This is a genomic window from Roseovarius arcticus (assembly GCF_006125015.1).
GTDB lineage: Bacteria > Pseudomonadota > Alphaproteobacteria > Rhodobacterales > Rhodobacteraceae > Roseovarius > Roseovarius arcticus.
In genome coordinates this window covers 1490941-1508187 of sequence record NZ_SZZN01000001.1, presented here as the reverse complement: position 1 = coordinate 1508187, position 17247 = coordinate 1490941, and the positions used below count along the sequence as shown (strand labels likewise).

The following is a 17247-nucleotide window of genomic DNA, read 5'->3' as shown; positions in this document are numbered from 1 at the left end:
TATCGGCGGGCAATTATCCGTCTGGCTAAGATTGCGTGTTAGGCAGGGGCAATCATGCCCCTGCCCCCGGCGAGATCACTCGACCGCCAGCGCCATGTCCAGCAATTCCTGGCCATTCGGCACGTTCTCGACAAAGTTTTTGTAGGACGTCGTCTTGGCAATTTCGCGCCAAGCGTTGAAATCATCCTGCGTCATCGTCGCGATCTCGACACCAGCATCGCGGAAGACTTGGACGGACTCTGCGTCCTGCTTTTTTGCCTCTTCCAGATAATACGCCTCGGCTTTGGCCGACCCATCAAGCAGCGCCTGTTGCTGCTCTTCTGTCAGGCTCTCAAACTTGGACTTGTTCATCAAAAGGGGCTGATACATGAACCACAGCGCCACTTCGGCGGCTGGGGTATAGCAGGCCACCTGCTCGTAAATGCGGTAACTGACGAAGGACGAAGATGACGTGTTCGCCGCATTCAGAACGCCCGTTTGCATTGCATTGTAGATATCGGCGCTGGACATTGATGCGATGGACGCACCTGCCCCGGCCAGCATCTGCTCAAACGCTTTGCCGGCGGCGCGGGTTTGCAGGCCTTCCACGTCGGCAGGTTTGGTGATGCACTTATCCTTGCCAACAAATCCGCCCGCCAGATAGCCGTGCACCAGTGTCATGACGTCATCCTCGGCCATCTTGGCCTCAATTGCGTCCATAAACGGGCTCGCATTAAGGCGCGCTGCATGGTCATGGTTTTTCACCAAACCCGGCATCAGCGTCAGGTTAAAGCTGGGCTGCTGGCCACCTGCATAGGATAGCGGAAAGACGGTCATATCAAGCTGGCCCCGGCTCAGCGGCTTATATTGCTCGCGCGGCTTGAACAGCGATTTGGAGCCGAAGATCTTGATCTCCAGATCCACATCGGCGGCGGCTACCTCATCCGCAACGATCTGCGCAACCTTGTGGCGCACGTCATTGTTGGACCACTGATGCGACAGGCGCAGCTCGGTCGCATAGGCGGCGGGCGCCAGTGCCATAAGGGCTGTTGCCGCGACGGCGGCCTTGAGCATGGATTTCATAGTGTGTCCTCCCAGACTGTTATTCTTGTTGGCCCGGTGTCCCCCGAACCCTGGCGTGCAGGTTAGGCGGGCCATGTTTTCCAAGTCAATCACTTTGTATACAACAAATTGATCTTTGCATGCACTGAGCTGAGCGCTAAGCTGACCCGATGGAAAAGCGCCGCGCAGATATGATTGCAGAAGAGATTGAAGAGTTGATCTTTGGCGGCACCTATGGCGACGGCGCTCGGCTGGACGAGGCGGCGCTGGCCGAGCGGTTTGGCGTGTCGCGCACCCCAATCCGCGAGGCCCTGCAAAAGCTGTCGCTGTCGGGGCTGGTCACGCAGATCCCGCGCCGGGGTGTGTTCGTACGCCAGCCCGGCCCCGTTGAGCTGATGGAGATGTTCGAGGTCATGGCCGAGCTAGAGGCCGCCGCCGCGCGCCTCGCCGCCCTGCGCATCAGCGACGCAGCGCTCGCCGATCTGCGTGCCGCCAATACAAAATGCCAAAGCGCTGTCGCGGCGCAGGACCCTGCCGCCTATTACCTCGAAAACGAGCGATTTCACCAGATCATCTATGAGCAGTCCGGCAACGCCTTTCTGCGGGCCGAGGCGCTACGCCTGCACCGCCGCCTGCGCCCATTCCGGCGCCAACAGCTCCGCCTGCGCGGCCGGTTAGCGCAATCCATGGCCGAGCATGTGGACATCGTCGCGGCCCTGACGCGCGGCGACGCGCCCGGCGCCGCTGATGCCCTGCGCGGGCACGTCGCTGTGCAGGGCGAGAAGTTTCACTACCTCATGACCAGCCTGCGGCAGGCAGCTGAATAACGCATCCTCTCGACAGGGGCACGGCGCGCGGTCTAGAACCGTGGCCAAAGGAGCTATCCCATGACCTCGATCTTGATCCTGAACGGGCCAAACCTGAACCTGCTGGGCACGCGCCAGCCCGAGGTTTACGGCCACTCGACCCTCGCGGATATCGAGACGATGTGCCGCGGTCATGCCTCCTCGCGCGGGGCCGACATGGCGTTCGCCCAAAGCAACTGCGAAGGCGCGCTGATCGACCACATCCACGCGGCCAAGGGTGTGCATCAGGGCATCGTGCTGAACGCGGGGGCCTACACGCACACTTCTATCGCGCTGATGGATGCTATTGCCTCGGTCGAGCTGCCGGTGGTTGAACTGCACCTGTCGAACATCCACGCGCGCGAGGAGTTTCGCCACGTCAGCTACATCGCAAAGGTCGCATTGGGCGTGATCTGCGGCTTTGGCGCGGCAGGTTATCCGCTAGCCATGGACGCGCTATTGGCGCATCTGGCGCAGAAGGGTTGAGGGTCTGCTTGCGGGACGTTTCTGCCATTGGAGTTTGCAAACATATGCTGGCTATAAATCAAACGACCACGTTATCCTGAGATGAGCGCAGCGTGATTCCGTTCGGCCGGCTGGCGGCTCGACAGCCTCACACTGGAGCATGTTTTGAGCTTTAACGACCTTGCAGACTGCGTGTTCTCGAGATGGTCACCGCAAATAGGTGACCCGACAATCGTAGGTTGGCTAACGGTCGCTTCATATTTCATTGTCAGCGTGATTTCAGTGTTGGTTTTTCTCAGACAGTCTGGACGAAGCCGCATGTTCTGGCTCTTTTTATCAGCCCTTCTTTTTGCGTTAGCGATCAATAAGCAGCTTGATCTACAGTCCGCGTTGACGGCTGTGGGGCGTTGCCTGTCTCAAGCGCAAGGATGGTATGCTGAGCGTCGGACTTTCCAACTCAGCTTCATAATTTCAATCATCATAGCAAGCGTGTTGATTGCAGTGCTACTATTCTGGGCGATGCGACGGGAGCTAAAACATATATGGCTCGCACTGACCGGTACTGCATTACTGCTTGCGTTCATTGCTATCCGCGCCGTTGGATTTCATCACTTCGACCAGTTTATTGGTTATGAGGTTGGCAGTATTCGAGTGAACTGGGCATTCGAAATCGGTGGCATTGCGATGATAGGGGCCAATGGACTCTATCTGCTGTTGCGCAGATCCAGTGACGAAAAGACAGTCGGTGGTGCAAACAGTAATTTGGGCTCGAAGCCGCCATCGCGATTGTGATTGCGCCCTAAAAACACCGCACCCATCACCCAGAACGAAAAAGAGCGAGCCATTTGGCCCGCTCTCTTCAAACTCACGAAATTCGAAAAATCAGCTCTTGCCGACCTTCGCGACCTCGGCGGCGAAGTCTTCCTTCTCCACTTCGATGCCCTCGCCCACTTCCAGGCGGACGTAGCCGGTGATCTCGGCGCCGGCCTCTTTGGCGGCGGCCGCGACGGTCAGGTCGGGGTTCATTACGAACGCCTGACCCATCAGTGTAGACTCGGCCATGAATTTCTTCATGCGGCCCTCGATCATCTTTTCGATAACCCGCTCAGGCTTGCCGCTCTCGCGGGCGATGTCCATCTGGACTTGCTTTTCCTTTTCGACAACGGCGGTATCCAGCGATGCCTCGTCAAAGGCGACAGGATTGGTCGCTGCGATGTGCATTGCGATCTGGCGGCCGAATGCCTCGTCACCCTTCAGCGCGACCAGCACGCCAATCTTGCCCATGCCATCGCTGGCGGCGTTGTGGATATAGGACACGACCGTATCGCCCTTGATGGACTCCATCCGGCGCAGGCCCATGTTCTCGCCGATAGTGGCGATCTTGGCGGTGATTGTCTCTTCGACGGTCTTGCCGCCCAAGTCTGCGGTTTTCAGCGCCTCAATGTCGTCGACCTTGACGGCAGCATCCGCGATGGAGGCAACCATGGCCTGAAAGTCGCTGTTTTTACCGACGAAATCAGTTTCGGAGTTGATTTCCACAGCGACGCCGCGGCCATTCTCGACCTTGACGGCGACGAGGCCCTCGGCTGCCGTGCGGCCCGACTTCTTGGCGGCCTTGGCCAGACCCTTCGTGCGCAGCCAGTCAACGGCGGCGTCCATGTCGCCGTCGTTTTCGGTCAACGCTTTCTTCGCGTCCATCATGCCTGCGCCCGTCGTGTCGCGCAGTTCCTTCACCATTGCAGCAGTGATCGCCATTTGGCTCTCCTAAAATTATCGAAACGGCCCGGCGGTTTTCCCGCCGGGCGCTTGTAAGTTGAGGTTCAGCGCAGCTTAGCTGTTCTCGCCGGCCTTGGCTGCCATCTCGGACACTTCTTCGCTCGACTTGATGTCCAGCGGAGCTTCCTTGGCGGCCATGTCGTCCTTGGCTGTCTCTGCCGACACAGCGCCGGTTTCGACGCCAGGCTTCACATCTGCGGGCGCGGGTGCTGTGACCTCCTCGACGGGGGCCTCTTCCATTGCGCCGATGTCGATGCCTGCCGCGCCCATCTGGGCCGACATGCCGTCCAGCGCCGCGCGGCTGATCAGATCACAGTAGAGTGCAATCGCGCGTGCCGCGTCGTCGTTGCCGGGGATGATATAGTCGATCCCGTCGGGCGAGCAGTTGGTGTCGACGATCGCGACAACTGGAATGCCCAGCTTGTTCGCCTCGGCGACGGCCAGCGCCTCTTTCTTGACGTCGATGACGAACAGCAGGTCGGGAACGCCGCCCATTTCGCGGATGCCGCCCAGCGACGCCTGCAATTTGGTCTGGTCACGTTCCATGCCCAGACGCTCTTTCTTGGTCAGGCCGTCCGAGCCGTGCTCCATCGACTCGTCGATTTCCTTGAGGCGGTGGATCGACTTGGACACGGTCTGCCAGTTGGTCAGCGTGCCGCCCAGCCAGCGGTGGTTCATGTAATACTGTGCGCATTTCTCGGCGGCTTCGGCGACGGGAATGGCCGCCTGACGCTTGGTGCCTACGAACAGAACGCGGCCGTTCTTGGCCACAGTTTCGCGCACGACGTTAAGCGCGGCATCCAACATAGGGACGGTCTGCGTCAGGTCCATGATATGGATGCCGTTGCGTGCGCCATAGATGTACTCGCCCATGCGGGGATTCCATCGCTGCGTCTGGTGACCAAAGTGAACGCCAGCTTCAAGCAGTTGGCGCATGGTGAACTCGGGAAGAGCCATGCCTTGTATTCCTTTTCCGGTTTTCGCCTCGGCACGGGGTGAGAGGCGGAATGCCTCAACCGGTGGACAGCCGGGGATGTCTCCCCCGGACGGCCCGCCCGTGCCTGCGGATTTCTAGTGTGTGCGCGTATAGACGCAAGGCTATGCAGGCGCAAGCCCCCCGCCATGGCCCGCCACATCAAAGGGCTACGCGCACGCAAGCGACCAGAAGCGCGAGCGCGCGCTTTGCGCCATTGATGCCCCCGGCATTTGCCCCTACATCTATCAAATTCCGTTTTTGAGGCTGAAAAAGACCATGACAGCACCTTTTAATGACGACACTAACCCGCCTCGCCGTGCCAGCATATTTGCACGGCTGCGCGCGCGGTTTTTGACAGGGCTTGTCGTGGTCTTGCCTGTTGCGCTTACGATATGGCTGATCTGGACGATGATCGGCTGGGTCGACGGGCTGGTGCTGCCTCTGATCCCATACGATCTGACGCCCGAGCACTATCTGGGGATCAATCTGCGCGGCGTGGGCGTGGTCGTTTTCCTCGTCTTTACCATCCTTATTGGTTCTGTCGCGAAGGGGTTGATTGGCCGAACGTTGATCCGCTTTGGCGAAAATCTGGTTGGGCGAATGCCTGTCGTTCGCTCGATCTATTCGGGGGTGAAGCAAATCTCGGAGACGATCTTTGCCCAGACCGAGCGCAGCTTTGAGACAGCGTGCCTGATCCAGTACCCGCGCAAAGGCATCTGGGCTATCGGTTTCATTTCGACCATGGCCAAGGGCGAAATCGCGGGCAAGGCTGAGACGGGCGGCGCGCTGGTCAGTGTGTTCCTGCCCACCACGCCGAACCCGACCTCCGGCTTCTTGTTGTTCCTGCCTAGGGAGGACGTGGTTGAGCTGAAGATGACGGTCGAGGATGCGGCCAAGCTGGTGATTTCAGCAGGCCTCGTCTATCCCAATCAGATCAAGCCCGAGGAACTGCCTCACAAGGACGCATGACCCCGATCACGAGAACATCTCGCCCAGATCGACGGTGCTGCGCTGGCCGAAATCGTCCCAGTGGGCCTCAAGAAACTTGTCTGCCGCGACGCGGCCTGCTTCTTTGAGGCGCGACAAGATGTAAGGGTTCGGCATCATTTTGGTTGCGACTGACATCTCGGCCATCAACGGATCGTCGGCGATCATGTGGACGTGGATCCGCTTCATCACTCCCTCGCCCAAAGTGCCCGTATTCAGCAGCCGCTGCACAAAGCCGATCGCGCGCAACTCGCGTAACAACGACGAGTTGAAGCTGATCTCGTTGATACGGTTCTGGATTTCCTGCGGTTGACGCGGCACGTCGGGCCGCTCCAGCGGATTGATGTTGACGATCACGATATCGCTGGGCAGATCGGCCTCGAAAAGCGGATATAGCGCCGGATTACCGGTATAGCCGCCGTCCCAGTAATGCTCTCCGTCGATTTCGACCGCCTGAAACAAAGTCGGCAGGCATGCGGACGCCAGCAGTGCATCAGCGCCGATCGCATCGCCGCTGAATATCTTTATTTTTCCTGTACGCACGTTGGTCGCACATACATTTAGGCGCGGCGCATCATCGGCACACACCTTGTCGTAAGCAAAGTTTTCGACGACCTTGAGCAGTGGGTTGGTGTAGAACGGGCCGTACGAGTAGGGTGAAAACGCGCGCGTCACGGCGCCCGACATTGTCACTGGAAGCGAGTGTTCCAGCGCCGCGCTGACGGCCCCTGCCCCAGGCATCAGCCCCATCATCCAAGCGGGCATGCGCATATCTTCGACAGCGCCCATCTGGCCCCACAGCCAGTCCAGCGCCTCGCGCGCGCCCTCGCGGCCATTCGTCGCCCATCCGGCCTTGAACGCGGCGCCGTTCAGGGCGCCGGCAGACGTGCCCGATATTGCGCTGACCTCTAGCGCCTCCTCGTCCAGAAGCCGGTCGAGAACGCCCCAAGTGAACGCTCCGTGCGCGCCGCCGCCTTGTAGCGCCAGATTGATCCGCTTCGTTTCCATTACTGCCTTTCGGAATGATTTCGGGGTAAATATTACTGCTCGGCATCAAAACTCACAGGCCGCTGCCGAATCAAAAGGCGCCGCGCCAACCGCGCGGCGCCCTGATCCATTTGCAAAACGCGCGGCTTACAGCGCCGTCCAGCCCCCATCGACGCTGATCGTGGTCCCTGTCACCTGCGCCGCCGCGTCCGAACACAGGTATAGCGCGGTCCCGCCCAGCTGCTCGACCGTCGCAAACTCCTTGGAGGGTTGGCGCTCCAACAAGACGTTCTTGATCACGTCCTCGCGGCTCATGCCGTATTCTTTCATCGTATCGGGAATCTGCTCCTCGACCAGCGGGGTCAGGACATAGCCGGGGCATATGGCGTTGGCTGTGATTGGCTCTCGTGCTGTCTCTAGCGCGGTCACCTTGGTCAGACCGACAATGCCGTGCTTCGCTGCGACATAGGCCGATTTAAAGGGACTGGCGGTCAAGCCATGGGCCGACGCGATGTTGATAACCCGGCCCCAGCCTGCCTTGCGCATCATCGGTAGCGCGGCGGCGGTGGTGTGAAAGGACGAGCTGAGGTTGATCGCGATGATGGCGTCCCACTTGGCGGTAGGGAAATCCTGCAAAGGCGCAACGTGCTGGATGCCTGCGTTGTTGATCAAAATATCGCAGGCGCCCGCCTGCTCGATCAATGCGCGGCATTCGTCGCCCTTTGACATGTCGGCCTTGATATAGCGGACATCTGTGGCAAATTCAGCGGCCAGATCCTTGGCCAATTGGTGATCTTCATCTGTGTCGCTGAATGAGTTGAGCACGACATGACCTCCAGCACGCGCCATTTCGCGCGCAATGCCCAAGCCTATGCCTGAGTTACTGCCGGTGACGATGACGGTCTTGCCCTTGATGCTCATTATTATTCTCCTGAGTTGTGTTGCGTTGCAGCATATAATGCTGCATCTGCAAATGTCACTGTCCCTTGCGCAATGACGTCATAACGGCAGGCCAAAAAAAAAACGCCAGCGCGAAGCTGGCGTTAAAGTTATTGAGGCAGGTTTCATACAGGCAAGAAACCTATCGAGCAGTGACTCTCTTATAAGCAATCTCGCGCTGGCATCCAAGCTAAAAGTTTGAAATGGCTAGAACCCCTCTCTACGGTCAAACCCAGTGAAACAACGCAGATCAGGAATTGTTGCCACTATGAGATCATATAGTTTCCAATACCTTGAGCGCCTTTCAGCCGCTGCAGCCTTTGTTTTCTTGGGTGTGCTCGCGGCACTGCCCGCCCTTGGCCAGCCAGTTCACGGTATTGCGATGTACGGCGATCCGGCCCTGCCGCGCGGCTATTCGTCGCTACCCTATGCCAATCCTGACGCGCCCAAGGGCGGTAGCATCACCAGTGCCAATGTCGGTGGATTCGATTCGCTTAACCCTTTTGCGACCAAGGGGACGCCCCCTTGGCAGTTGCGCTACCTGGCCTACGAATCGCTTCTGGGCCGCTCTTGGGACGAGCCGTTTACGCTTTATGGCCTTCTGGCCGAGACGTTGGAGACTGATGAAAGCCGCGAATGGGTGGAATTTACGCTGAATTCCGCCGCCGCGTTCTCTGACGGTAGCCCGGTCACGATCGAGGACGTGATCTGGTCGTTTGAGACGCTGGGCACGCGCGGCCATCTGCGCTACCGCGATTTCTGGACGCGCGTCGATAGCATCGCGCAGTCTGGTCCGGGTAAGATCCGCATCGAGTTCGATACGTCAAATGGCCCGCCCGACCGCGATCTGGTGCTGCTGGCCGGCCTGCGTCCGATCCTGAAAAAATCGCAATGGTCAGGCACAGAGTTTGAGGATGGCGCGATCGAGGATATCCCCATCGGCACCGCGCCCTACGTTGTGGACAGCTACCAGATTGACCGGCAGGTAAAGCTGCGGCGCAACCCTGACTACTGGGGGGAGAACCTGGGTTATCGCCGCGGCACTGGCAATTTTGATGAGATCCGCATCGACTTCTACGGCGACGACGCCGTGATGAAAGAGGCATTCAAAGCGGGTGAGATCAGCTATATCCGCGAATTCAACGCCGAACGTTGGCAGGAGATGGCCGACCTGCCCGCAGTAAAGCGCGGTGATATCGAGCTTAGTGAGGTCCCAAATAGCCAGCCATCGGGCATATCCGGTTTTGTTATGAATACCCGCAATCCCCCGCTGGACGACTGGCGGGTGCGCCAAGCGCTGATTGATGCGTTCAATTTTGAATATATCAACGACACGCTGACTGGCGGGCGGCAACCGCGCATCACCTCGTATTACTCCAATTCCGAACTGGGGATGCGCCCCGGCCCGGCAAGCGATGCTGAGGCCGCGCTGCTGGCCCCCTACGCCGATAGCCTGCTGCCCGGCACGCTGGAAGGATACGCCTTGCCTACCTCCGACGGGTCCAAGCGCAACCGCGACAATATCCGCGCCGCCGCCGACCTGCTGGCAGACGCCGGCTGGCAGGTTGAGAACGGCGTCCTGCACAAGGATCGCCAGCCGCTGGTCCTGACCGTGGTGCTGCAACAGGACGCGCTGGTGCAGCAGGCAACCGCGATGATGGACATCTACGCCCGCGCGCTCGAGCGGTTGGGCATCACCCTGAACGTCGAGAGCGTCGACAAGGCGCAATATACCGTCCGTGAGGCGAATTATGACTTTGACCTCACTTATATGCGACGGTCGCTATCGCTTTCGCCGGGCGGTGAGCAGTATTTCTATTGGGGCGCAGAGGGCGCAGATCAGCCCGGGAGCCGCAATTTGATGGGCATGGACAGCCCGGCGGCCGAGGGTATGATCCGCGCCATGCTGGCTGCTACCAACCACGATGATTTCGTCACGGCGGTACGTGCGCTGGACCGGGTGTTGATTTCGGGCCGCTATGTCATTCCGATACATCAGTATTCGGTGGGCCGTATTGCCCATGACGCCCGCCTGCACTATCCTGAGGACCGGCTGCCCCTCTATGGCGACGGCGTGGGTTTCCTGCCCGAAGTCTGGTGGATGGCCGACTAGATCCGCCAAAGACCGGGAAATTCCGGCGCGGCTAGACGAGCAGGCATAGGCAAATACAGGTATTTTTGATGAAAACCATGATCGCAATATGTGCGCTGGCATTGCTGGCAGGTTGCGCGACAGTCGACGGCGTCGGCCAAGACATCTCGGGCGCCGCGCGCGGTGTTCAAGGCTGGTTCTAGGCCGGGCATAGTCGCCGGATCAGACGCTGCGGCACTGCGGTGGATCGCCGCCTGCGCAAACGGCGCGAGCCTTGCATTGGGCCTGCCCTGCGCATACCAAGGCGGCGCCCATGAATGAAAGGCCCGCCCGAATGGTCAAACTCGATATCGTCTCCGACCCGATTTGCCCTTGGTGCTATATTGGCAAGACCCTGCTGGACCGCGCGCTGGAGCAACGCCCCGAGCATCCCTTTGTGGTCGAGTGGCATCCCTTTCAGCTGAACCCTGATATGCCAGCCGTCGGCATGGACCGCCGCGCCTATCTAGAGGGCAAGTTCGGCGGCAAGGACGCTGCCATCGCCGCCTATGCGCCCGTGGTCGAGCGCGCCGAGGCCGTGGGTCTGAATATCGACTTTGGGGCGATCAAACGTACGCCTAACACGCTGAACGCACACCGCCTGATTCACTGGGCCGGCATCGAAGGCAAACAAAATGCAGCCGCGATGGCGCTCTTTGCGGCCTATTTTACCCAAGGCAGCGACATTGGCGATGCCGAGGTGCTGGCCGACATTGCTGATGGCATTGGCATGAACGCCGCAATCATAGCCAAGCTGCTGGCCTCGGACGCTGACGCGGATGACATTCGCGCGCGCGACGCACAATTCCGCGAGATGGGCGTCAACTCGGTTCCGACGTTCATCGTGGCAGCCCAGCATGCGGTTCCGGGCGCACAGGACACCGCCATGTGGCTGACTGTGATGGACGAAATCATCGCGCAGCGCGCCGCCGAATCTGGCGCTTAGTCTCGGCATACCGCTGCATACTGCCACCTTCCCTTCTGCCCCGAATTGCGCTAAAACGCGCGCATAATTTGCCCCTCTCATCCGAAAGGCCGCCCTATGTCCAAGATTAAGGTTGATAACCCCATCGTCGAGCTAGACGGCGACGAAATGACCCGCATCATCTGGGATTTCATCAAGAAAAAGCTGATCCTGCCCTATCTCGACGTCGATCTGAAATACTACGACCTCGGCATCATGGCCCGCGACGAGACGGACGACCAGATCACCGTGGATGCCGCGCACGCGATCCAGAAATATGGCGTCGGCGTCAAATGCGCGACCATCACGCCCGATGAGGGCCGCGTCGAGGAATTCGGCCTGAAGAAGATGTGGCGCAGCCCCAACGGCACGATCCGCAACATTCTGGGCGGCGTCGTGTTCCGCGAGCCGATCCTTTGCAAAAACGTGCCGCGCCTTGTGCCGGGATGGACGAAGCCCATCGTCATCGGGCGCCACGCCTACGGCGACCAGTACCGCGCGACCGACATGAAGTTCCCCGGCCCCGGCACGCTGTCGATGAAATTCGTCGGCAAAGACGGCACCGTGATGGAAGAGGAAGTGTTTCAGGCACCGTCCTCTGGCGTTTACATGGCGATGTATAACCTTGACGATTCCATCAAGGATTTCGCCCGCGCATCCATGAACTATGGCCTGCAACGCAAATGGCCGGTGTATCTGTCGACCAAGAATACTATCCTCAAAAACTACGACGGCCAATTCATGCTGCTGTTCCAGCAGGTCTTTGACGAGGAATTCAAGGACAAGTTCGAAGAGGCAGGCATCACCTATGAGCACCGCCTTATCGACGACATGGTGGCAGCCGCAATGAAATGGTCCGGCGGCTATGTCTGGGCTTGCAAGAATTACGATGGCGACGTGCAGTCCGATACCGTCGCGCAGGGCTTCGGCTCGCTTGGCCTGATGACATCCGTACTAATGACCCCCGATGGCCAGACGGTCGAGGCCGAGGCGGCGCACGGCACCGTTACGCGTCACTACCGCCAGCACCAAAAGGGTGAGGAGACGTCGACGAACTCGATCGCGTCGATCTACGCATGGACTGGCGGGCTAAAGCACCGCGGCAAGCTGGACGGAAACGAGGCGCTGATCAACTTTGCCACAACGCTGGAGAAGGTGGTCGTCGATACCGTCGAAGCGGGCGACATGACCAAGGATCTGGCCCTACTGGTCGGCCCCGATCAAAGCTGGCTCACGACGATGGGCTTTTTGGAGAAGGTCGACGAGAACCTGAACAAGGCGCTGAACGGCTGATACACACGCCGTTGAAACTACAAAAGGGCGGGCCGATTGGCCTGCCCTTTTTTTGTGTCCAAAGCGATTTGCCAAGGCGTCTATTTCCCGCGGTTATGCGTCTTGCTATACAGGTCCGCCACGATCCGGCTGGCAGTCTTATCAAAGGCCGCAGGTATTATCGCGTGGATCAATGCCGCAAAGGCCGCACCAAAAAGACGCAGGCTAAACTTTCCAGCGAACGCTGCGTGCTCCAGATAAGTCTCATCGATACTACGTGGGTGGTTTAGAAAGACGCGGTCGATCATGGAATGGCTCCCCTGCCTGATTGTTTCCAATCTAAACGACTCTTGTTTGAACGCAGTCCCAATCTTCATGTCTATTTCGTTGGTATTGGGATATTATCCCAAGTATAATCCATAATATGAAAAACATTGACGATTTCGACCGCAAGATACTAATCCAATTGCAGCGTGACACCGATCTGCCGCTTGATGCACTGGGCGAGATCGTCGGGCTGTCGCGCAACGCCTGCTGGCGGCGCATCAAGGCGCTTGAGGCGGCGGGCACCATAACCAAGCGGGTTGCGCTGCTTGAGCCTGAGCATCTGGGCCTGAACCTAACAGTTTTCATGCAGATCCGGGCGGGTGCGCATGACGCCGACTGGTTGGTACGCTTTGCCCGTGCGACGGCTAGTCTGCCCCAAATTCAAAGCGTTTACCGCATGACCGGCGATCTGGACTATCTGATTCGCGCACGGGTGCGTGACATGGCAGGCTACGATCGCCTCTACCGGGCACTGATTGCGAAGGTGCCAATGGGCGACGTGAGCGCAAGTTTTGTAATGGAACAGATCAAAGACACGACTGAACTGCCGCTGCACGAGACTTAAGGCAGCTTGATCCCGCGCCTCCCGGCCAGATCGGTAATAAACTGCCACGCCACGCGGCCTGAGCGGCCTCCGCGCGTGGCCTGCCATTCGATCGCCTCAGCGCGCAGATCGTCATCCGAAATGTCGATCTGATACGCATCGCAATAGCCACGGATCATCGACAGGAACCCGTCTTGATCGCACGCGTGAAAGCCGAGCCACAGGCCAAAGCGGTCGCTCAGTGACACCTTTTCCTCGACCGCCTCGCCGGGATTAATTGCGCTGGAACGCTCATTCTCGATCATGTCGCGAGGCATCAAGTGGCGGCGGTTTGACGTGGCGTAGAAGATGACATTTTCGGGCCGCCCTTCAATGCCGCCGTCCAGCACCGCTTTAAGCGATTTATATTGCTGGTCGTCATGGCCAAAGCTGAGATCGTCGCAATAGAGGACGAAACGCGCGTCGCTGGCACGCAAGAGAGCCAAAAGGCGCGTTACGCTGGTCAGATCCTCGCGCTGAAGTTCCACTATCTTGAGGGGCAGCCCCTGCGCAACCACGTCAGCATGGACCGCCTTGACCAGGCTGGATTTGCCCATGCCCCGCGCGCCCCAGAGCAGCGCATTATTGGCAGGCAGACCGCGCGCGAAATGCAGCGTGTTTTCCAGCAGCGTATCGCGGGCGCGGTCGATCCCGACCAGCAGCGCCATATCCACGCGGGCGACATCCGGCACGGGCTGTAGGTGATCGGGCGACACATGCCAGACGTAGGCGTCATGCGCGGCAAGATCGGGCGCGGGCGCGGGCGGCGGGCTGATACGCTCCAGCGCCGCGGCGATCCGGTCTAACGGGTCACTCACGCCTTCGGCTCCTCGTCATCCTCGGGATGCGTATCCTCGCCAGCTAGATCGTCCTCATCCTCGTCGTCCTCGAACCACAGACCTTCGGCGCGCAGTTTGGCTTCGCGCTGACGCTCAACACGGGCGACGAGCTGGATCGAAATCTCGTATAGGCCGTAGACCACAACGAAAAGAATACCTTGCGTAATGACGTCGGGCGGCGTGACCAAGGCGGCAAGCACCAAAATACCAACCACAGCATATTTGCGCACGGCGCGCAGGCCGCCTGCGCTAACGAGGCCGGCCTTTCCCATCAGCGTCAACAGGACAGGAAGCTGAAAGCAGAGGCCAAAGGCGACAATAAATTTGATCGTGAGGTTCAGATACTCCTGAGCGGAGCCCTGGAACACAACGCTCAGCGGCGCGGCGCCCTCAACCCCGTCAATCACCTCACCAGAGGTGCCAAACTGCTGAAAGCCAAGGAAGAAATCATAGGCCAGCGGGGTGACCACAAAAAACGCAAAGCTGGCGCCGAGCACGAACATGAAGGGCGAGGCGATGATAAAAGGCAGGAACGCGCCCTTCTCATTTTTGTAAAGGCCGGGCGCCACAAAGCGCCACATCTGGTTTGCGATGAACGGGAATGACAGGATCAGGCCGCCCAAAAGCGACACCTTGATCGCGACAAAGAAGCCTTCTTGCGGACTGATGAAGATCAGATCGCAGTCCTGCCCCCGTTCGGCCAGTTGCGAGCAAAGCGGGGCGGTCAGAAAGTTAAAGATGGGCTGTGCAACGGTAAAGCAGATGATCATGCCGACAAGAAAATACATTGCCGAATGAATGAGGCGTGTGCGCAGTTCGGCCAGATGTTCGATCAGCGGCGCGCTGCTCTCCTCAATGTCGTCGCTCATGCTTTATCCTTGGCGGATGTCGCGGCCTTTTTGGCCGTCTTGGGCGCCGATTTTGTCGCGGACTTGGCTTTAACGGCGGGCTTGGCAACCTTTGGCTTGGGCGCAGGCTTGCTCGCCGGTTTTGCCTTTGGCGCGGCCTTGGCAATTGCAGGACCCTTGGCAGCTGATTTTTTAGCCGCGGGCTTCTTGACGGCAGCAGGTTTCTTTGCGGCAGCCTTCTTGGGCGCCTTCTTGGGTCCGTCCTGCGCGGGCGCGATCGACTTGGCGGCTGCCGCGTTGGCAGCATTTGCGTCCGCCTTCTCGCGGTCCAACCGTTCTTGGGTGGCCTTGGCGGAATGGGCTGTGATCTTGTCCTTGGCCGCTTGCCGCTCGGGCGATAGCTTGGACTTCGGCTTGCCCGCATCGCGGGTAGCTTCGGTAAAGCTTTTGGTGCTTTTGCGCACCTCATCCATGGCCGATCCGATAGGATTGGTCGCCTTGCGCAGCGTGTCGGACATTCCGGACACGCCCGCATCGTCGGCGGCGTCGTTCATCGCCTTGGAAAATTCGCGGGCCATGCCTTTGGCCTTGCCGACGAACTGCCCGACAGCGCGGAACATTCCCGGCAGATCCTTGGGGCCGACCACGATCAGCGCCACAACACCGATGACAAGAATCTCGGTCCAGCCTAGGTCGAACATGGTGCGCTCAGACCTTGTCTTTTTTCTCGGGGGTCACGTCATACGTGCCAGCCTTGTGATCGATGTCCGTCTCTTTGTCGGTTGTCTCGATCTCTTTGCTACCCTCGTCGATGCCTTTTTTGAAGGACGTGATACCTTTACCAACCTCACCCATCAGCGACGAAATCTTGCCACGTCCAAAGAGGACCAGCACGACGACGGCGATCAGCAGTAGGCCGGGAAGGCCGATATTTTGCAGCATGTCATTCTCCCTTGTGGCGGGGCGCCTTTTAGATGGCCCCGCTTGGATATCAAAATGTATTTAAACGCTGGTGCGGCCGGTTGAAAGGGGTAACGGCGAAGGCTGTGCGGGGAATCGTGAAAAAAGCGATAACGGACGTGGGCGCGGTATTCAGATTTAGGTACTTTACGTCGTTGCGTGCTGCCGATTGGCGCGCCACCAACAACCTTATCCGCGCGCGGGAAAGACAAAACAACGGTCGCGCCGGATCATCAGCCACAGCGCCTTGCCGGGGCTGGGGAGAAACACGTTCGGCACCGTCGCCTTGAGGATAGAGCCGTCGTGGTCCATGCGAAACTCAACCAGACTTTCGGACCCCATGAAGCGGGCGCGCTGCACAATTCCGCGCGCGGGTGTTCCGTCCTGCGGCGTAGGGTCTGGGCCGCGGCCGGCGCGGTCGAAGTCGATTTTGATATGCTGCGGGCGGATCACGATATCGACCGCGCTGCCGTCCTGCACACCGGGGGCAAGGAAGTGGCCAAAGGGCGTTTCCGTCAACGCCCCGCGAACAGTGCCTCGTATCACGTTGATATCGCTGAAAAACGCAACGGCGTCCCGATCAACCGGCGCGTTGTAAATATTATAGGGCGCGCCTTGCTGCACAATGCGCCCGCCGCGCATCAGCGCGATGTCATCGGCCATGCGCATCGCTTCTTCGGGCTCATGCGTGACCAGCAAAACGGCGGTATCCTCATCGCGCAGAATATCCAGCGTCTCGTCGCGGATCCCGTCGCGCAGGCGGTTGTCGAGGCCCGAAAACGGCTCATCCATCAGCATGATGCGCGGGCGCGGCGCAATGGCGCGGGCAAGCGCGACCCGCTGCTGCTCACCGCCCGACAACTCGTGTGGAAAGGATTTGCCAAAATGTCCCAGCCCGACGCGGTTCAGTAATTCGGCCACGCGCGCCTGCGTCTTGGCCTTGGGTCCGCTAAGGCCGAAGGCGACGTTACCCTCGACAGTCAGGTGCGGAAACAGCGCAAAATCCTGAAACATCAGGCCGATTTGCCGATCTTCGGGTGGCACACGGGCGGTTCCGTCGCATATCACCTCGCCGTCGACGCGCACCGTGCCCGCATCCTGCACCTCGACCCCGGCGATCATCCGCAACGTCGTCGATTTGCCGCAACCCGACGGCCCTAAAAGGCACGTCACCTGCCCCGGCATCACCGAAAGCGAGATATCGTCGACCACCAGCCGCCCGTCATACTGGCGGCTGAGGTTGTCGATCTGCAACCTGGGAACCTGTGCTGGCACGCTTGCCGCCTCTCAAACTATCCGATCAAATC

General features: G+C 59.3%; 20 protein-coding genes. 9 read left to right on the top strand and 11 right to left on the bottom strand.

Annotated elements, in window-relative coordinates; translation table 11 throughout:
* Nucleotides 1–75: 75 nt before the first annotated feature.
* Nucleotides 76–1062: a TRAP transporter substrate-binding protein DctP gene (gene dctP, locus MK6180000_RS07085; RefSeq protein WP_138934098.1), complete on the bottom strand. Its 987-nt coding sequence runs from the start codon at nucleotides 1060–1062 to the stop codon at nucleotides 76–78.
* Between the two features lie 149 nt (nucleotides 1063–1211).
* Between dctP and MK6180000_RS07080 the strand changes: the two genes are divergently transcribed.
* The 3 genes from MK6180000_RS07080 to MK6180000_RS07070 all read left to right on the top strand — a co-directional run bounded on the left by MK6180000_RS07080 (nucleotide 1212) and on the right by MK6180000_RS07070 (nucleotide 3143).
* Nucleotides 1212–1868 (top strand): GntR family transcriptional regulator, encoded by a 657-nt coding sequence (locus MK6180000_RS07080; RefSeq protein WP_138934097.1) that lies wholly within the window; start codon nucleotides 1212–1214, stop codon nucleotides 1866–1868.
* A 60-nt stretch (nucleotides 1869–1928) separates the two neighbouring features.
* Entirely contained in the window at nucleotides 1929–2372 is a 444-nt protein-coding gene (gene aroQ, locus MK6180000_RS07075; RefSeq protein WP_138934096.1) for a type II 3-dehydroquinate dehydratase, read from the top strand.
* Between the two features lie 144 nt (nucleotides 2373–2516).
* A complete protein-coding gene (locus MK6180000_RS07070; protein WP_212751884.1) occupies nucleotides 2517–3143 on the top strand; it encodes an isopropylmalate isomerase in 627 nt (208 codons plus the stop codon).
* Between the two features lie 90 nt (nucleotides 3144–3233).
* On the opposite strand, the gene tsf is transcribed toward MK6180000_RS07070, so the two are convergent.
* Both tsf and rpsB read right to left on the bottom strand, forming a co-directional pair.
* Nucleotides 3234–4106 carry a translation elongation factor Ts gene (gene tsf / locus MK6180000_RS07065; RefSeq protein ID WP_138934095.1) on the bottom strand — a complete coding sequence of 291 codons (873 nt, stop codon included), beginning with the start codon at nucleotides 4104–4106 and terminating at the stop codon, nucleotides 3234–3236.
* Between the two features lie 75 nt (nucleotides 4107–4181).
* Nucleotides 4182–5084 carry a 30S ribosomal protein S2 gene (gene rpsB / locus MK6180000_RS07060; RefSeq protein WP_138934094.1) on the bottom strand — a complete coding sequence of 301 codons (903 nt, stop codon included), beginning with the start codon at nucleotides 5082–5084 and terminating at the stop codon, nucleotides 4182–4184.
* Nucleotides 5085–5379: 295 nt separating this feature from the next.
* Between rpsB and MK6180000_RS07055 the strand changes: the two genes are divergently transcribed.
* Nucleotides 5380–6072 carry a DUF502 domain-containing protein gene (locus tag MK6180000_RS07055; protein ID WP_138934093.1) on the top strand — a complete coding sequence of 231 codons (693 nt, stop codon included), beginning with the start codon at nucleotides 5380–5382 and terminating at the stop codon, nucleotides 6070–6072.
* A gap of 6 nt (nucleotides 6073–6078) precedes the next feature.
* Here MK6180000_RS07055 and MK6180000_RS07050 read toward each other — a convergent pair whose 3' ends face one another.
* Both MK6180000_RS07050 and MK6180000_RS07045 read right to left on the bottom strand, forming a co-directional pair.
* Complete coding sequence (locus MK6180000_RS07050; protein WP_138934092.1) at nucleotides 6079–7098, bottom strand: patatin-like phospholipase family protein; 1020 nt, start codon at nucleotides 7096–7098, stop codon at nucleotides 6079–6081.
* Nucleotides 7099–7224: 126 nt separating this feature from the next.
* A complete protein-coding gene (locus tag MK6180000_RS07045; protein ID WP_138934091.1) occupies nucleotides 7225–7998 on the bottom strand; it encodes a 3-hydroxybutyrate dehydrogenase in 774 nt (257 codons plus the stop codon).
* Nucleotides 7999–8284: 286 nt separating this feature from the next.
* On the opposite strand from MK6180000_RS07045, the gene MK6180000_RS07040 reads away from it, so the two are divergent.
* The 4 genes from MK6180000_RS07040 (at nucleotide 8285) to MK6180000_RS07025 (ending at nucleotide 12404) form a co-directional block, all read left to right on the top strand.
* Nucleotides 8285–10129, top strand: coding sequence for an extracellular solute-binding protein (locus MK6180000_RS07040; RefSeq protein WP_425466828.1), 1845 nt, complete (start codon nucleotides 8285–8287; stop codon nucleotides 10127–10129).
* A gap of 68 nt (nucleotides 10130–10197) precedes the next feature.
* Nucleotides 10198–10311, top strand: coding sequence for an entericidin EcnA/B family protein (locus tag MK6180000_RS07035; RefSeq protein ID WP_138934090.1), 114 nt, complete (start codon nucleotides 10198–10200; stop codon nucleotides 10309–10311).
* 131 nt (nucleotides 10312–10442) lie between these two features.
* Nucleotides 10443–11093 carry a DsbA family oxidoreductase gene (locus MK6180000_RS07030; RefSeq protein ID WP_138936384.1) on the top strand — a complete coding sequence of 217 codons (651 nt, stop codon included), beginning with the start codon at nucleotides 10443–10445 and terminating at the stop codon, nucleotides 11091–11093.
* A gap of 96 nt (nucleotides 11094–11189) precedes the next feature.
* Nucleotides 11190–12404 carry an NADP-dependent isocitrate dehydrogenase gene (locus tag MK6180000_RS07025; RefSeq protein ID WP_138934089.1) on the top strand — a complete coding sequence of 405 codons (1215 nt, stop codon included), beginning with the start codon at nucleotides 11190–11192 and terminating at the stop codon, nucleotides 12402–12404.
* Nucleotides 12405–12484: 80 nt separating this feature from the next.
* Here MK6180000_RS07025 and MK6180000_RS07020 read toward each other — a convergent pair whose 3' ends face one another.
* The gene (locus tag MK6180000_RS07020) at nucleotides 12485–12691 is read right to left on the bottom strand and encodes a DUF6356 family protein (RefSeq protein ID WP_138934088.1); all 207 of its coding nucleotides are present in this window, start codon (nucleotides 12689–12691) and stop codon (nucleotides 12485–12487) included.
* A 116-nt stretch (nucleotides 12692–12807) separates the two neighbouring features.
* Between MK6180000_RS07020 and MK6180000_RS07015 the strand changes: the two genes are divergently transcribed.
* Nucleotides 12808–13275 (top strand): Lrp/AsnC family transcriptional regulator, encoded by a 468-nt coding sequence (locus MK6180000_RS07015; RefSeq protein WP_138934087.1) that lies wholly within the window; start codon nucleotides 12808–12810, stop codon nucleotides 13273–13275.
* Here MK6180000_RS07015 and MK6180000_RS07010 read toward each other — a convergent pair.
* The 5 genes from MK6180000_RS07010 to MK6180000_RS06990 all read right to left on the bottom strand — a co-directional run bounded on the left by MK6180000_RS07010 (nucleotide 13272) and on the right by MK6180000_RS06990 (nucleotide 17215).
* Entirely contained in the window at nucleotides 13272–14111 is an 840-nt protein-coding gene (locus MK6180000_RS07010) for an ATP-binding protein (protein ID WP_138934086.1), read from the bottom strand. The genes MK6180000_RS07015 and MK6180000_RS07010 overlap by 4 nt on opposite strands.
* Nucleotides 14108–15001 (bottom strand): twin-arginine translocase subunit TatC, encoded by an 894-nt coding sequence (gene tatC, locus MK6180000_RS07005; RefSeq protein ID WP_138934085.1) that lies wholly within the window; start codon nucleotides 14999–15001, stop codon nucleotides 14108–14110. The genes MK6180000_RS07010 and tatC overlap by 4 nt, the downstream gene beginning before the upstream one ends.
* Entirely contained in the window at nucleotides 14998–15681 is a 684-nt protein-coding gene (gene tatB / locus MK6180000_RS07000; RefSeq protein ID WP_138934084.1) for a Sec-independent protein translocase protein TatB, read from the bottom strand. The genes tatC and tatB overlap by 4 nt, the downstream gene beginning before the upstream one ends.
* A gap of 7 nt (nucleotides 15682–15688) precedes the next feature.
* A complete protein-coding gene (locus tag MK6180000_RS06995) occupies nucleotides 15689–15922 on the bottom strand; it encodes a twin-arginine translocase TatA/TatE family subunit (protein WP_138934083.1) in 234 nt (77 codons plus the stop codon).
* 207 nt (nucleotides 15923–16129) lie between these two features.
* On the bottom strand, nucleotides 16130–17215 hold the full coding sequence (locus MK6180000_RS06990; protein ID WP_138934082.1) for an ABC transporter ATP-binding protein: 1086 nt from the start codon (nucleotides 17213–17215) through the stop codon (nucleotides 16130–16132).
* Nucleotides 17216–17247 lie beyond the last annotated feature (32 nt).

Excerpts from the sequence above, each read along its gene's own strand:
- MK6180000_RS07035 (WP_138934090.1), top strand. The coding sequence starts at position 10,198 with ATGAAAACCATGATCGCAATATGTGCGCTGGCATTGCTGGCAGGTTGC.
- tsf (WP_138934095.1), bottom strand. The coding sequence starts at position 4,106 with ATGGCGATCACTGCTGCAATGGTGAAGGAACTGCGCGACACGACGGGC.
- MK6180000_RS07045 (WP_138934091.1), bottom strand. The coding sequence starts at position 7,998 with ATGAGCATCAAGGGCAAGACCGTCATCGTCACCGGCAGTAACTCAGGC.
- MK6180000_RS07050 (WP_138934092.1), bottom strand. The coding sequence starts at position 7,098 with ATGGAAACGAAGCGGATCAATCTGGCGCTACAAGGCGGCGGCGCGCAC.
- MK6180000_RS07015 (WP_138934087.1), top strand. The coding sequence starts at position 12,808 with ATGAAAAACATTGACGATTTCGACCGCAAGATACTAATCCAATTGCAG.
- dctP (WP_138934098.1), bottom strand. The coding sequence starts at position 1,062 with ATGAAATCCATGCTCAAGGCCGCCGTCGCGGCAACAGCCCTTATGGCA.
- MK6180000_RS07080 (WP_138934097.1), top strand. The coding sequence starts at position 1,212 with ATGGAAAAGCGCCGCGCAGATATGATTGCAGAAGAGATTGAAGAGTTG.
- MK6180000_RS07025 (WP_138934089.1), top strand. The coding sequence starts at position 11,190 with ATGTCCAAGATTAAGGTTGATAACCCCATCGTCGAGCTAGACGGCGAC.
- MK6180000_RS07055 (WP_138934093.1), top strand. The coding sequence starts at position 5,380 with ATGACAGCACCTTTTAATGACGACACTAACCCGCCTCGCCGTGCCAGC.
- tatB (WP_138934084.1), bottom strand. The coding sequence starts at position 15,681 with ATGTTCGACCTAGGCTGGACCGAGATTCTTGTCATCGGTGTTGTGGCG.
- rpsB (WP_138934094.1), bottom strand. The coding sequence starts at position 5,084 with ATGGCTCTTCCCGAGTTCACCATGCGCCAACTGCTTGAAGCTGGCGTT.
- MK6180000_RS07030 (WP_138936384.1), top strand. The coding sequence starts at position 10,443 with ATGGTCAAACTCGATATCGTCTCCGACCCGATTTGCCCTTGGTGCTAT.
- MK6180000_RS06995 (WP_138934083.1), bottom strand. The coding sequence starts at position 15,922 with ATGCTGCAAAATATCGGCCTTCCCGGCCTACTGCTGATCGCCGTCGTC.
- aroQ (WP_138934096.1), top strand. The coding sequence starts at position 1,929 with ATGACCTCGATCTTGATCCTGAACGGGCCAAACCTGAACCTGCTGGGC.
- MK6180000_RS07040 (WP_425466828.1), top strand. The coding sequence starts at position 8,285 with ATGAGATCATATAGTTTCCAATACCTTGAGCGCCTTTCAGCCGCTGCA.
- MK6180000_RS07020 (WP_138934088.1), bottom strand. The coding sequence starts at position 12,691 with ATGATCGACCGCGTCTTTCTAAACCACCCACGTAGTATCGATGAGACT.
- tatC (WP_138934085.1), bottom strand. The coding sequence starts at position 15,001 with ATGAGCGACGACATTGAGGAGAGCAGCGCGCCGCTGATCGAACATCTG.